Source organism: Arthrobacter sp. NPDC057388, from assembly GCF_042668165.1.
In the GTDB taxonomy this organism is placed as follows: Bacteria; Actinomycetota; Actinomycetes; order Actinomycetales; family Micrococcaceae; genus Arthrobacter.
The window spans coordinates 1-13408 of record NZ_JBHVBL010000067.1; the positions used below are offsets into that span (position 1 = coordinate 1).

General features: G+C 64.0%; 12 protein-coding genes. 2 read left to right on the forward strand and 10 right to left on the reverse strand.

The features are described from left to right. Nucleotides 1–49: 49 nt before the first annotated feature. From ACFUTU_RS20155 to ACFUTU_RS20185, 7 genes are all read right to left on the reverse strand, one after another. Nucleotides 50–1018, reverse strand: a complete 969-nt coding sequence (locus tag ACFUTU_RS20155; protein ID WP_377967545.1) for an SRPBCC family protein — start codon at nucleotides 1016–1018, stop codon at nucleotides 50–52. A gap of 272 nt (nucleotides 1019–1290) precedes the next feature. Continuing rightward, a complete protein-coding gene (locus tag ACFUTU_RS20160; RefSeq protein ID WP_377967547.1) occupies nucleotides 1291–1872 on the reverse strand; it encodes an AAA family ATPase in 582 nt (193 codons plus the stop codon). 357 nt (nucleotides 1873–2229) lie between these two features. Further along, entirely contained in the window at nucleotides 2230–2352 is a 123-nt protein-coding gene (locus ACFUTU_RS20165) for a ribosomal protein bL36 (protein ID WP_377967549.1), read from the reverse strand. A 36-nt stretch (nucleotides 2353–2388) separates the two neighbouring features. Continuing rightward, a complete protein-coding gene (locus ACFUTU_RS20170; protein ID WP_377967551.1) occupies nucleotides 2389–3438 on the reverse strand; it encodes a GTP-binding protein in 1050 nt (349 codons plus the stop codon). A gap of 93 nt (nucleotides 3439–3531) precedes the next feature. Beyond that, a complete protein-coding gene (locus ACFUTU_RS20175; protein ID WP_377967553.1) occupies nucleotides 3532–4377 on the reverse strand; it encodes a PhzF family phenazine biosynthesis protein in 846 nt (281 codons plus the stop codon). After that, complete coding sequence (locus ACFUTU_RS20180) at nucleotides 4377–4886, reverse strand: YbaK/EbsC family protein (protein ID WP_377967555.1); 510 nt, start codon at nucleotides 4884–4886, stop codon at nucleotides 4377–4379. The genes ACFUTU_RS20175 and ACFUTU_RS20180 overlap by 1 nt, the downstream gene beginning before the upstream one ends. Before the next feature lie 11 nt (nucleotides 4887–4897). Next, nucleotides 4898–5365 (reverse strand): hypothetical protein, encoded by a 468-nt coding sequence (locus tag ACFUTU_RS20185; protein ID WP_377967557.1) that lies wholly within the window; start codon nucleotides 5363–5365, stop codon nucleotides 4898–4900. Between the two features lie 144 nt (nucleotides 5366–5509). On the opposite strand from ACFUTU_RS20185, the gene ACFUTU_RS20190 reads away from it, so the two are divergent. Together ACFUTU_RS20190 and ACFUTU_RS20195 are read left to right on the forward strand one after the other, a co-directional pair. Further along, a complete protein-coding gene (locus ACFUTU_RS20190) occupies nucleotides 5510–7261 on the forward strand; it encodes an ABC transporter ATP-binding protein (protein ID WP_377967559.1) in 1752 nt (583 codons plus the stop codon). Continuing rightward, nucleotides 7258–9237, forward strand: coding sequence for an ABC transporter ATP-binding protein (locus ACFUTU_RS20195; protein WP_377967561.1), 1980 nt, complete (start codon nucleotides 7258–7260; stop codon nucleotides 9235–9237). Before ACFUTU_RS20190 ends, ACFUTU_RS20195 begins: the two co-directional genes overlap by 4 nt. 30 nt (nucleotides 9238–9267) lie before the next feature. Here ACFUTU_RS20195 and ACFUTU_RS20200 read toward each other — a convergent pair whose 3' ends face one another. From ACFUTU_RS20200 to ACFUTU_RS20210, 3 genes are all read right to left on the reverse strand, one after another. Continuing rightward, nucleotides 9268–9885: a DUF4276 family protein gene (locus tag ACFUTU_RS20200; RefSeq protein ID WP_377967563.1), complete on the reverse strand. Its 618-nt coding sequence runs from the start codon at nucleotides 9883–9885 to the stop codon at nucleotides 9268–9270. Next, nucleotides 9882–11291, reverse strand: coding sequence for an AAA family ATPase (locus tag ACFUTU_RS20205; protein ID WP_377967565.1), 1410 nt, complete (start codon nucleotides 11289–11291; stop codon nucleotides 9882–9884). The genes ACFUTU_RS20200 and ACFUTU_RS20205 overlap by 4 nt, the downstream gene beginning before the upstream one ends. A 92-nt stretch (nucleotides 11292–11383) precedes the next feature. After that, on the reverse strand, nucleotides 11384–12991 hold the full coding sequence (locus ACFUTU_RS20210) for an ATP-dependent endonuclease (RefSeq protein WP_377967567.1): 1608 nt from the start codon (nucleotides 12989–12991) through the stop codon (nucleotides 11384–11386). Nucleotides 12992–13408: the final 417 nt, after the last annotated feature.

Consider the following 13408-nt stretch of genomic DNA (forward strand, 5'->3'; position numbering starts at 1 on the left):
CGCCATAACGGTGCCGCCGTGACTGCGCTTCAGTTATCAGCCAGCTGCGCTAGTGCTGGCCGCTGGTGCCGCCGAGGGGTGGAACCGTGCCGGGGCCGCCATCTTCCCGTTCGGCGCGGTCCGCGGCGCTCCGTGTGTCGCTGGCCGCCGTCTCGTCCGAGTCGCCTTCGTCGTCCACCAGGCCGTTGGTCTGGTCGAAGGGGTGGGCGATGGTCTCGTCTGTCAGCGCCGAGCCCGTGCCTGCCGCAGCTGTTCCGGCAGCAGCCCCACCCGCAACGGTGCCTGCCGCCGTTCCGCCGGCGAAGCCCGGAGTGCCGGTGGTGTCCGTCGTGTCGGTGACAACAGTGGTTTCGGTGTATTCCGGCGCCACCGGGGCAACGGCCTCGTCCACCACGTAAACGGTGTCCGTATCCTTGTCCTTGCCGCTCGCTGCAACAGCTGCGGCCGCCCCGGCTGCAGCCGCCACCCCGGCCGCCGCGGCGGCCTTGCCGGAGATTCCCGCCTTGCCGCTGTCGCCCAGTGAGCCTGCAGCGTGCTCAACGCCCGGCGTGCCCACCGAGCCGCCTTCATTGACCGAGCCGCGCCAGGCGCCGCTGGCATAGCCTTCGTCCTCGATGAATTCCTTGAACCTCTTCAGGTCGGCCTCGGCCTGGTGCTCCACGACGTGGAGCTTGTCGCCGATCTTCTCCACGAGCCCTTCGGGTTCGTAGTCGATGAACAGCCTGATGGAGGTCTGGCCGCCGCCCACGTCTTCAAACTCGACCGACCCGGCGTTGGTGGCTCCCTCGGTGGCCGCCCAGGCAACCTTCTGGTCGGGCTTCTGTTCGAGGATCCGCGCCTCCCATTTGCGCTTCACGCCCGCGATCTCGGCCACCCATTCCAGGCGGTCGTCGCTGAGCTGGGTCACTTTCTTGACGCCGCCCATGAAGTGCGGAAAGTCTTCGAACTGGGTCCACTGGTTATATGCCGTGCTGACCGGCACGTTCACCAGAATGCGCTTCTCAACCCTCGTGCTCATAGTGTCTCCTTCGTCGAAGTGAACAGATGATGATTCCAGCGATCCGAAGTCATCAGCATGCTTACTATATCGTCGACGGCGGAGCCTGGCCAGAGCAGACAGTCCCGGATAGCGGTGCGGGGGATGAAACGTGAAGCCTCCGCGCGAATCAAAGACTCAAGCGCGGAGGCTTCCAGCACTCCATTTTTTGGGGGGAAAGAGGAGAGCTGGCACTAATTTACAGCCGGCGGAAGTTCAGTAAAGGCGTATCGGGCCGTTTCGGCAATTCTTGACTAAACCTTGAGTAGCCGGCGGAAATCGATGGCGTCTACCAGGCTGGCGAGCACCTCGGCCGGAGGGCCGCCGGCGTCGATCTTCACCATGTCCGCGTACGCCGGCAGTGCTTGGTAGCCATTCCGCAAGGCGGAAAGTTCAGCCACGGACTCCTCGTCCGTACCCCGCGCCACGATCCGCCGGTGCGCGGTCTCGGGGCTTACGTCCAGGTGGATGACCAGGTCCGCGGCGGGCAGGCGGCGGATCAGCCAGGGGAGAAGCCGTCCGCGGCGCAGGCCCCGCGCGTGCCGCAGCGCCAGCTGGCAGTGGAGGTGGCGGTCCATGACAACAAGGCCGGGGAACCGTGACGCGCGGGCGGTGGACACCAGCACGTTGAAGACCCGCAGGGTGGTTTCAGCCGCGTCCGCCAGGCGGGCCGGCAGCTGGATGCCCAGCTTGGCGCTGAGCAGGGACATCCGCCGCCGGCCGGCATAGTTGCTCAGCAGCAGTGCGCTGATGCCCTCAGCGCGGGCCGCGGCCACCAGGGAGTGGGCCGCCGTCGTTTTTCCCGATCCGTCGATTCCGGTCAGAACAATGAGCATGTGGCCTCCTTCCGTCCCCCTGTTCAACGGCCGGAGGCCGCGCAATGTTGCGTCTTTGAGGCGCATGTCACGTATCCGTCGCGATTGGCGCCCGGACCGCGGCCTGACCCATCACAGGGGACGACGGTGCCGGGCCAGGATCTTGCCGCGATCCTTACCTAACATTGCGCCTTTCTTGAGCCTTGCGGGGGACAGTATTCCGCAGGGGCCGTGCAGAAGCGCCGCGGCCCCACAAGAGACCGGCACGGGCAAGACCCACTCAGATTACCCAGGCAGACCATGGACTGGGACGGGCAGGCGCAATGGGGCACCGGCCCGTCCCCGGCACCACTTCCTCGGTGGGCTTGGCCCGCGGGCTCAGCCTTGGCGGACCTTCATCCGTGGATTCTTCCTGTTGATGACAAATGTCCTGCCGCGGCGGCGCACCACCTGGGCGCCCGGCACCTTCTTCAGCGCTCGCAGTGAATTCCGTACCTTCATGGGGCTTTCTCCTTCTTGTAGTTGGTGGAGGGTCGCTTAGTTCGGCTGGATGAGTCCAAATGGATCGTCCAGGGCTTCGAATCCGGCGTCCATTTCGGAGTCGGTGAGCTCGCAGGATGCGAGAATCCGGGCTATCTGGTCCCCATCCAGTCCGTCGCCGGTAGCGGCGAGCACACTCCCGCCGGTGCCCGGGCCAGTGTGGGTTTTCCACGGTCCCGTGTTTTCCAGCCAGATGCGCGGGCCGATCCCGCTAATGGCAATCCGGCAGTCGGGGGCGGTTGCTATCCAAAGGTGGCCGCGGAGCCAGCAGCATCCGGCGGCCAGGGTAGCCAGGGCGTGGCGGAACCTCCCGGGATGGAGCGGGCGGCGGATCCGTTGGGTAACCGTAGTGAACGGTCCGTGGGATGCGCGGCCTGCCTGGACGGTTCCGGGGACCGTTCTGCCCACGGCGGCGGCATAGTCATGCCGGCCTGGCCGGATGCCTGCCGCATCTTCGGCAAGGTCGGCGTGCGGCGCCAGCTCCCGGAGCAGTTGCAGGCCGCGGGCCCGGCCGTCAGGATCCACGGGGAAAACGTCGGGTTCCGCGGCAAGGATGGTGTCGCAGAAGGAAAGCTCTCCGATGACGAATTCGCCGGAGGTGCGCTCGTCGTCGGGCACGGGCGTGAACCCCGATTCGAACAGCGTGTGGTGATCCCAGAGGTGGTCCTCCACGCAGTCCGGCGCGCAGGCGTGAACGGCGGAGCTGACGGGGCAGTCAGCGCCAAGTTCGTGCCGGAGTGCGGCCACTGTGGTGGATGCCGGCACCCCGTAGGGCAGTCCGACAATGACGTGTTCCTCCCCGCGGGCCATCAGCCGCCGGACGGTCGGCACCACGTCAAGACGCACGGTGCAGCTCAGGCAGCCGTGTTCCAGGACTGTCTCGTGCCGCTCGGCCGGGCCGTCGTGGCTGAAGATCCGGCATACAACGGTGCCGTTTTCCAGAAGGTCATGGACGACGACGGCAGCCGAGGGGTGCGCCGCGGCCAGCGCTTCGCACGCCTGCTGACGGCAGAGGGAGTCGAGGGAACTGAGAACGGTCACGATCATGATGCCAGCATAATGAGAACCGTTCTCATCTACAACTGTGTGCTGCGCGCCGCTGCACCTGCGAACAGCCGGGCGCGGCGGGCGGCGTTCCGGCTAGAGGAAGACGCCGCCCCGGATGACAGTGCGGCTGGTGCCTCCCACCCAGATGCTGTCGCCTTCCCTGGTGATGGTCAGGCGGCCGCCGCGCCCCAGGGCAGTGCCCTGGCTGACGGTGTAGTTGCCCTCCGCTACGCCGGTGCTGACCAACCACTGCGCGAGGCCAGCGTTCAGGCTGCCGGTGACCGGGTCCTCGGGAATGGCCAGCCCGGGAAGGAAGCCGCGCACCTCGAAGTCGGCCGGCCCGCCGTCCCCGTAGGCCCCGATGACACCCACATTCAGCCGGCCCATTGCCGTGAAGTCCGGCGCCAGGTCCAGCACAGCCGGGGCCGACGCAAGCCGGATACCGAGCCAGCCCGGTCCGTTGTCCACCCAGTTGCTGTCCAGCACCTGCTCGGGTGTAATGCGCAGGCTCGTGATGGCCTGCTCCAGGATCTCGGGCTCCACAGGGCCGGAGCGGCGTAGCGGCGGGGCCTCGAAGAACTGCTCGCTCCCGGTCTGGCTGATTTTGACGAGCCCCACCTCGCATTCCTGCACGAGTTCACCCGTGCGGTGCGGCCGGCCGCCGTTCTCCAGCCACGCGTGGGCGGAGCCGAGCGTGGGGTGGCCGGCGAAGGGAAGCTCCGACGCCGGTGTGAAGATCCGCACCCGGTAGTCCGCCTCCGGTTGTGTCGGCCTGAGCAGGAAGGTGGTTTCGGGGAGGTTGGTCCAGTTGGCGAAGCTCTGCATCTGCTCGGCGGACAGGGCATCGGCGTCATGCACAACAGCCACCGGGTTCCCGGGCTTCGGTCCCGGGGCAAAGACGTCGACTTGCGAGAAGGGATATTCATTCACGGTGGCCATTATGCCTCCGCCGGTTCACATGGCGTGGCGAGCCCGTCCACCACCTCGACGCCGGGGAGTTTGAGGAGTTCGGCCGGGGCGAGGACGATCTTGCTGGAGCGGTTGCCGCCGCCCATGACCACCCGTGGCACATCCATCACGGCCCGGTCCACGTACACGGGCACCCCGACGATGCCCGGCACGGTGACGCCGCCCACCAGCATGCCGGTCAGGTCTGTTGTGGTCTCGGCGTCGGCAAAGGAGGCACGCTTGACGTCCAGCAGGGCCCGGACTGAACGGTTCACGTCCAGCCGGGTGGTGCCCAGGACCACGCACACCGCGTACCGGGGCGGCTCGACCTTCTTGGATCCGACCAGAATCGTGTTGGCCGCCTGCTCCAGGCTGAAGCCGTAGTGGGCGCAGAACTCCGCCGTGTCCACGAGTTCAGGCAAACATTCGAGGACCTCATGGGCCACGCCGTGGGCGGCCAGGGCCTCTGCCACGGCGGGCAGGAGGAGCGTGTCAGTCACAGGAGTTCTCCTTACGGGGCGGTCTTCCTAAGGGCGGCGTCCACGCCGGACGCTGCCGGCACGGGAAAGGCAGGAGCTGCGCGGCGCAGCAGGAAGAACCTGTTGGATGGTGGGAGCCACATGAACGTGGCCCCGGCCAGGGTCAGGACCAGGCCGGCAAGGATCAATGCAGTCAGGTCGACGGGGGCCCCGAGCGCCGTCAGCGCTGCGGCGACGGTCAGGAGGATGCGGGCCCAGCGTGCTCCGTGCAGCAGATGCCGGGCGGCCAGTACCTGCAGGGCGGTCAGCGGCACCGCAAACGCCACCAGATAGGGCACGGCCCAGCCGGGAATTGACTGGCCGAAGTCGATTTCCGCGACCTCCAGAATGACAGGCATCATGCCCGCCACCACGGCGCTGCCTACCCAGCAGGCCGCCGAGAGCCGGACCGCCGGCGGTATGTTTCCGGGCTCGCCAAAGCCCAACTGCTGATCGCTCAATGAAGTCCCCATTCTTCAATTTGCGGCGTTCAATTCGAGGTGGTTCCGGAACTCCGGCCACTGGCTCAGCCTACAGGCTGTCCCCAGCCGTCGGACGTACACTGGCCTTCCCATCACTTCGAGGACCTGCTGCGAGTGCCCTGAATGCTTTGGAAGCTTCTTGTCCGGTACCTGCGGCCGCAACGGCGGCTGCTGGTCGCCGTCGTCGTTTTTCAGCTGGCGCAGTCCGTGGCGTCCCTCTATCTACCCACCCTGAACGCGGACATCATCGACCTGGGCGTGGCCAAAGGGGACACCGGCTACATCCTCCGCGTCGGCAGCCTGATGCTGTTCATCACCCTGCTGCAGATTGCCTGCGCCGTGGCCGCCGTGTACTTCGGGGCCAAGGCGGCAATGGGGATGGGCCGGGACCTGCGCGGGGCGATCTTCACCCGGGTCGGCGGGTTTTCGGAGCAGGAGGTCACCCGCTTCGGCCCGGCCAGCCTCATCACGCGGTCCACGAACGATGTGCAGCAGGTGCAGCAGCTGGTGCTGATGTCAGCCACGCTCATGGTGGCCGCTCCCATGCTCAGCATCGGCAGCGTGGTGATGGCCGTCCGGCAGGATGCCCAGCTGTCCTGGCTGATCGCGGTGAGCGTGCCGGTGCTGCTGGCCGGCGTCGGGATCATCATCAGCCGGATGGTGCCGCTGTTCCGCCTCATGCAGCTGCGGATCGACGCCGTCAACAGGGTGCTCCGCGAACAGCTGGCCGGCATCCGGGTGGTGCGGGCGTTTGTGCGCGAAGACCTGGAAGCGGAGCGGTTCGGGCGCGCCAACGAGGACGTAACGGACACGGCGCTGCAGGCCGGGCGGCTGATGGCACTGGCATTTCCCGTGGTGATGCTGGTGCTCAATGTCTCCAGCGTGGCGGTGATCTGGTTCGGGTCGTTCCGGATCGAGGACGGCTCCATGCAGGTGGGGACGCTGGTGGCATTCCTCAGCTACCTGCTGCAGATCCTGATGTCCGTCATGATGGCCACCTTCATGGCCGTAATGATCCCCCGCGCGGCCGTCTCGGCGGACCGGATCGGCGAGGTATTGGAGACGGAGTCGTCCGTGCGGCCGCCGGCCCACCCGGTGCATTTTGCCGACGACGCCTCCCACGGCACCGCCCGCGGCGAGCTGGAAATGCGCGACGTCGGATTCGCCTACCCCGGTGCCGAGCGGCCGGTCCTCAGCGGCGTCAGCTTCACCGCCGTCGCGGGCAGGACGACGGCCGTCATCGGCAGCACGGGCTCCGGGAAAACCACGCTGGTGAACCTCATGCCGCGGCTCTTCGACGCCACTTCCGGGGCGGTGCTGATGGGCGGCGTGGACGTGCGGAAACTGCACCCGGACCTGCTGTGGGGGCACATCGGCCTGGTGCCGCAGCGGCCGTACCTGTTCTCCGGGACCGTGCGGAGCAACCTGCTGTACGGCAAGCCGGACGCCACCGAGGAGGAACTGTGGCATGCGCTGGCCACGGCCCAGGCGGAGGACTTCGTGCGGGAGATGGAAGGCGGCCTGGACGCGCCCGTCTCTCAGGGCGGCACCAACGTTTCCGGCGGGCAGCGGCAGCGGCTGGCGATCGCCCGGGCGCTGGTGAAACGGCCGGAGCTCTACATCTTTGACGACTCGTTCTCCTCACTGGATACCGCCACCGATGCCCGGCTCCGGCAGGCGCTGCGGCGGGACACTGCCGGGGCCACGCTGGTGATCATCGCCCAGCGTGTTTCCAGCATCGCGGACGCGGACCAGATCCTGGTGCTCGACGGCGGCAGGATCGTCGGGCGCGGAACGCACAGTGAGCTTGTGGAGACATCGGAGACGTACCGCGAGATCGTGTCCTCGCAGCTGGCAGCGGAGGATGCGGCATGAACGCCACCCCCGGAACCCGGCAGGCCGCCGTCGCACGCATTCCCCGGCCCGCCGGAGGACCGGGACGCGGCGGTCCGTTCGCCGGGATGAATGTCCCGGCTGAGAAGGCGCTGAATTTCGGGGCGTCGGCCCGGCGGCTGCTGGCGGAGCTGCGCCCCGAGCGGGCCTGGCTGGCGCTGGTACTGGCGCTCGCCGTCGTCAGTGTCGCCTTCTCGGTGACCGGTCCGCGGCTGCTGGGCGAGGGCACCAACCTGATCTTCGCCGGCGTCGTGTCCAGGAACCTGCCGGCCGGGGCCAGCAAGGAGCAGGTGATCGCCGGGCTGCGGGCGTCCGGGCAGGACGCACAGGCGGACATGCTCGGGGCGATGACGCTGACGCCGGGCGCGGGAATCGACTTCACGGCGCTGGCCGGAGTCCTGCTGTGGGCTCTGGCCCTGTATGTGCTGGCCTCGGCGTTCGGCTGGATCCAGGCGTACGTGCTCAACGGCGTGGTGCAGCGGACCGTGTTCCGGCTGCGGGAGCGGATCGAGGCGAAGATCCACCGGCTGCCGCTGCGGTACTTCGACTCCATCCAGCGCGGCGAGCTGCTCAGCCGCGTGACCAACGACGTGGACAACATCTCGCAGAGCCTGCAGCAGTCGATCAGCCAGGCGGTCACCTCGCTGCTGACCGTGCTGGGCGTGCTGGTGATGATGTTCCTGCTCTCGCCGGTGCTGGTGCTGATCGCGCTCGTGACGGTGCCGCTGACGCTGGTGACGACGGCGCTGATCGCCAAGCGCTCGCAGAAGCTGTTCGTGGCGCAGTGGAAGCACACAGGGGAGCTGAACGGGCAGATCGAGGAAACCTATACAGGGCACGCGCTGGTGAAGGTGTTCGGCCGGCAGCGGGAGGTGGAGGAACGGTTCCGGGAGAAGAACGCGGAACTGTTCGAGGCGAGCTTCGGGGCGCAGTTCATTTCCGGGCTGATCATGCCGGCGCTGACGTTCATCGGGAACCTGGTATACGTGGCGATCGCGGTGGTGGGCGGCCTGCAGGTGGCGTCCGGCGCAATGCAGCTGGGCGACGTGCAGGCGTTCATCCAGTATTCGCGCCAGTTCACCCAGCCGCTGGCCCAGCTGGGGTCGATGGCCAACCTGCTGCAGTCCGGCGTGGCGTCAGCGGAGCGGGTGTTCGAGCTGCTGGACGAGGCGGAACAGTCCGCGGATTCCTCCGGTGCTGCTGCCTCCGGCGGGCGCGGCCGGCTGGTGTTCGAGGACGTGTCATTCTCCTACTCACCGGACAAACCGCTGATTTCTTCCCTCAGCCTGGTGGCCGAACCGGGGCAGACGGTGGCGATCGTGGGCCCCACCGGGGCCGGGAAGACCACCCTGGTGAACCTCATGATGCGGTTCTATGAGCTGGACGCCGGGCGGATAACGCTCGACGGCGTGGACATCACCTCTGTTCCCCGGCGCGAGCTGCGCTCGCGGATGGGAATGGTGCTGCAGGACACGTGGCTGTTCGGCGGGACCATCCGGGACAACATCGCCTATGGCAGGCCGTCGGCGTCAGAGGCAGAGATCGTGGAGGCGGCGCAGGCGACGTACGTTGACCGGTTCGTTCGGGCCCTGCCGGAGGGGTACGGCACCGTGCTCGAGGACGAGGGCTCCAATGTCTCTGCGGGTGAGAAGCAGCTGCTGACCATTGCCCGCGCGTTCCTGTCCCGTCCTTCAGTGCTGATTCTGGACGAGGCCACTTCCTCCGTGGACACCCGGACCGAGCTGCTGGTGCAGAAGGCGATGAGCGCGTTGCGTTCGGACCGGACTTCGTTTGTCATTGCGCACCGACTCTCCACCATCCGTGACGCCGACCTCATCCTGGTGATGGAGGCCGGGCAGATCGTGGAGCAGGGCACGCACACGTCCTTGCTTGCTGCGGACGGGGCGTATGCACGCCTGTATGAGGCGCAGTTCGCGGCGCCGGCAGCTGAAGTCTAGGGGGCCCCAGTTCGAGGAGCCCTTCCCCGTCTAACTGCAGAGCTCAGCAATCTTGGATGTCACATCGTCCACAAATCGTTGCCATGAGGGCAAATTCCTGACGGGGCCATCGTGGTCCAGGCGCTCGAGCAGCGTTGTACGATGCTGCGTGAACTGTTTGGCTTGTTTCTTACGACGAGCGCCCGTCGTTTCGCTGGCTATCAAACACGCGTTTTGTAATATCTCTTTGGGAGACTTGGTGGACTCGATCTTCTTGACCGACGGTATGCCAAGCGGTGTCTTGCCTCTGGGGCGCCCCGAAACAGAGCGGATCTGGGACAAATCAGCTAGCAACCAAGCCTCGAGTTCTTGGACTGGCACGACTGGTACGACTTGGTCGCTGCAGCCCAAAGCTGAGGCGGCGTCACGGATTTCTTCGTACCTCGGCTCCGGGTCTGAACTATCCGCGTCTCGGTGAACAAAGATGAGATCAACCTTGGTTTGCTCAGCTAGTACCTCGGAAATTCGCTCTTTGGTGGTGCCTTTATATTCCCGTGGCGCCCCGACGACGCTCGATGCGCCAGCATTGATAATGAGAGTCCGAAGGTGGGCAACAAGGCCATCGTCCGAAGTTCCCTCACGAATCAAAGCGAAAGTCACGTCGGTCATCGTCTGGCCCTCACTGCATCGATCTCGGTGGCACTCATCTGCATAGGGGCATCTTCGGGCAGGATCAAGTAGTCCGTAATCAGCGCTTTGGACCCGGAGTAGCCGCCGCCGGAGTCCCGCCAAGTTCCTGCCATGGGGATTAGCTGCATGCTCTTGACTTCGTGTCCGTTCCTCAGGATGCTCATCGGAAGTGCTAGAAGCAGGTCTTCCGGACTTTGCTCGGCCACGAAGTGAGGAGAATGCGTGTTCACAAGCACTTGGCGCAAAGGATTGCCCGGGCCAATCTCGTCCTCCATGTCGACGGCTAAGTCGCGCAAGAGGTCAACTAATGAGGCAATTTTGGCAGGGTGAATTCCGTTCTCCGGCTCCTCCATGCAGATGACGCCTCCGAACTCGCTGTCCGCTTCAATGACGCTAAGGGCTAGGAAACGAAGAGTCCCTTCGGAGAGGACCTGAGCGGGGAGAAACGGCCCGGACCCAACTTTAGCTTGTAGTGTGAGTATGTCTCGCTTCTCGTCAAAGTCGATTTCCACCTCTCGAACGTCAGTTAGTGCCGACGCTGTCGCTGCAACCCGGGCTAGAACGTCTTGATCGTCGTCCATCAGCCTGGCCAGTGCGGCCGCAAGGTGCGATCCGTTTGAACCGATAACACTCTTGTCGGTAGTTGAATCTGGAGACCTCATGGCTGATGGCTCAAGGGCTAGTTTGCGCCACTGCTGCATCTCGCGTTTGGCAGCCAAGATAGTGGGGTCGTCCGACGTGTTTGTGGTGGATACGACCGTCCTTTGAGTTCGTTCGGCGGACGATTTTCGCGGCTGCCCGCGGCTTCCGCCGTCCTGATGAACTTGGATGATCGTCGTGCCTGCAGCGTCTCTGTCCGTGGAGATGTATTTAGTTCGTCGCGTGTTCATGACTAGTGAGTCAATGAAGGCGCGGTCGCGAACCCACTTTAGGTGGTTCTTCGCCTTCCCCTTACCAATGTACGTAAGGCTTTCCCGAACAAGCCGTATGTTGCCGAAGCGTCCGCTGACCTTTGCCGTCGGAGCTTCGTACGCCAGCTCTAACTCGTATCGTAGAAATGTGCTGGTTGCTGCGGCAGGCTGTCCAAAGTCATCCTCAACCTGGGGGGTGACGATCATCTCCACTGCGAGTTCCATGTTCTCGTAGCGTCCGCTGCCGTCCAGCCAGAAAAGGGTTTTGGGGTCGCCGACCCGGTCTCCAGCAACCCTTAGGTTTTGCGCGGCGTCCAGAAAAGTGGTGCTTGACAACAGGGAAATGAACTCGATGACGTCAAAGAGATTTGACTTGCCGACAGCATTGGGTCCCGCGATACAGGTGTAGACACCAAAATCCACAGCTACGTTGAAGAGATTTTTGAATCCGTTAACTTCGAGACGAGTAAGCACATTTCCAAAGCTACCTTGTGGTGGGCTGACCCCGCCGCCGCCGGACGCCGTGTTCACAGGCTTAGGTGCGTGCAGGACTCACGGTCGGCTCTCTAGATGTCCCCACGCGGGGCGGCAGCTGAGTCAGGCTCGGCGAGCACCATGCCGTTGGAAGGCGTGTTCCGATCAAAGTCCAACCAATACCCCTCGAACTCAGCTGGAAGCTTTACTGTAAGTCGGTATTTGCCACTCGGTAAACGTCCAACGCTTACAAGTTCTGCGTCTATGGCCGCGGTGGTGCCGACAGGGCGGTCAAAGTTCGCAGAAGGGTCGACCCCTTGCGCGTGGTTGATGGCGTTTGCGATGCGCTCGACCGCAGCACCCAACAGATGCCTGAGTTCACCGCGGGGGTCCAGTTCAAAGGCGCACCAATCGCTGACAGCATCGATATCCCCAGGCGTGGCAGCCGCAATGTCCGGTTGCACTTTACCCTTGGTGATCTTCAGGACGTCCTCGAGTGTCCCTTGCGGGTGCAGCCAGAGGCCCTCCGACCGCCAAACTTCGAGGAGTTTATTGCGTCGGCTGAGCAGTCCGCTTTCACCATGATTTAGGTCAGCAAGCCAACGTGCACGGCTGCGCTCGTCTTTGCTCACCGATGCTTGGTTGGCAGCCTCAATTAGCGGCCTCAGAGCGACATGAGTGGCTGGGGGCTCTGCGAACAGCTCTTCCCGGTATTTCGCCTGCAAAGTGGGACTTCGTTCGATGGTTCTTTGGACGTCGGCAGTGAAGATTGCGTCCAAGTCCGCTACAGCGCGGACATCAACTTGCAGACTCTTCGCTATAGCAAACCACAGGGCAACCGCATTGCTCGATCCGCAGGGCACGAGTTCGGTTTGGGCAACAACCGCCGGGACCTTTGTGCGGGACAAGGCCGTCCTTAGGGCTAGAACGTCGTGAGGTCCCTCGACCAGGACAGGGCGGGGTGCAAATACGAGCTGACTAACGAGGTTCATGTTCACGGCGAGACTGGCCGTAACCCGTCCTGCCTGAGACTCATTGAAATGTGAAGCCACACTCGAGGGCTTCTGGTTCGCACTGAAGAACCAAACCGAACGCAGCTCATCCGCCGAAGCAGGTTTCACCACCGATGGTTCATGAGTGACGATTAGTGCATGCCGAGCGCTCCTAGTGCACTCGCTTATCAGCTCTGATACCCATAGCCGTGCCATGGACGGATGTAGGTGTAATTCCGGTTCATCAACGACGATCAGCTTCCAGTCACCTCGGTAAAGCGCTGTCAGGAGCACTACCAGCTCACGAAGCCCGTGGCCCTCATCTCGAAACAGGGAGTACTCAATACTGCCAATACGAACATACGGGTCGAGGTAGCCGGCTGTCTCGCGAAGCTCTATTACTCGGCCCAATGCCTTTCGCAGAAAAGCGGCCACACGAAGTGCTACCTGAGGCTGTTCTCGAAGTACAAGCATTTGCTCTGTTGCCATGCCGTGCTCACGTGACTGACGAGTCCAGTGCTCGCGATTCTCATCGCCCAGCGCGACGCCCTTCGGCGCGTTAACGCTTGCGCCGTTTGGGCTGGAGCTGATGCTCATTACTCCAAGCAGGCGGTCCGTGGAGAGATAGAGGGAGTCAGGAACTCTTCTGGCGATGAGTCGGGCGGCTTTGGATTTACCACTACCGTTTTGGCCGACAAAGTAAGTCACAGGAGCAGACCAATCTTCCAGACGAAGAAAGACCTCATTATCGGCGGGTCGAGTGCCAGGGAAGACCTCGGTTGTAAGGATTTCTACGGCACTGGGCATAGTGCAAATATACTGGGTCCAGTTCAGGAGCCCGCCATATTCTTGCCCGTCCTGCCAACCTAGGAAGTCTTACGCCGCTAAGGACGGTTACCCGAAGCACCCTAAGTGCATCGCCCGATAGGGGCACCGAATCTGCCTGCTCACACAACCCACAGATCCATGCCCTGCCGGCGAGCGAACCCGGATGCCGATAATCGGTATTGTGAATCAGAACTTCCAGGTGTGACAGTAATGATGGAATTGGCTTGTGTTGCGGTGTGACTCTGGGTGTGACTGACGCCTTGCGAAGGGTTTGTCTTGATAATGATCTGTCCGCCG

Coding starts and splice junctions, on each gene's coding strand:
- ACFUTU_RS20155 (WP_377967545.1), bottom strand. CDS start 1,018: ATGAGCACGAGGGTTGAGAAGCGCATTCTGGTGAACGTGCCGGTCAGC.
- ACFUTU_RS20160 (WP_377967547.1), bottom strand. CDS start 1,872: ATGCTCATTGTTCTGACCGGAATCGACGGATCGGGAAAAACGACGGCG.
- ACFUTU_RS20165 (WP_377967549.1), bottom strand. CDS start 2,352: ATGAAGGTACGGAATTCACTGCGAGCGCTGAAGAAGGTGCCGGGCGCC.
- ACFUTU_RS20170 (WP_377967551.1), bottom strand. CDS start 3,438: ATGATCGTGACCGTTCTCAGTTCCCTCGACTCCCTCTGCCGTCAGCAG.
- ACFUTU_RS20175 (WP_377967553.1), bottom strand. CDS start 4,377: ATGGCCACCGTGAATGAATATCCCTTCTCGCAAGTCGACGTCTTTGCC.
- ACFUTU_RS20190 (WP_377967559.1), top strand. CDS start 5,510: ATGCTTTGGAAGCTTCTTGTCCGGTACCTGCGGCCGCAACGGCGGCTG.
- ACFUTU_RS20195 (WP_377967561.1), top strand. CDS start 7,258: ATGAACGCCACCCCCGGAACCCGGCAGGCCGCCGTCGCACGCATTCCC.
- ACFUTU_RS20200 (WP_377967563.1), bottom strand. CDS start 9,885: ATGACCGACGTGACTTTCGCTTTGATTCGTGAGGGAACTTCGGACGAT.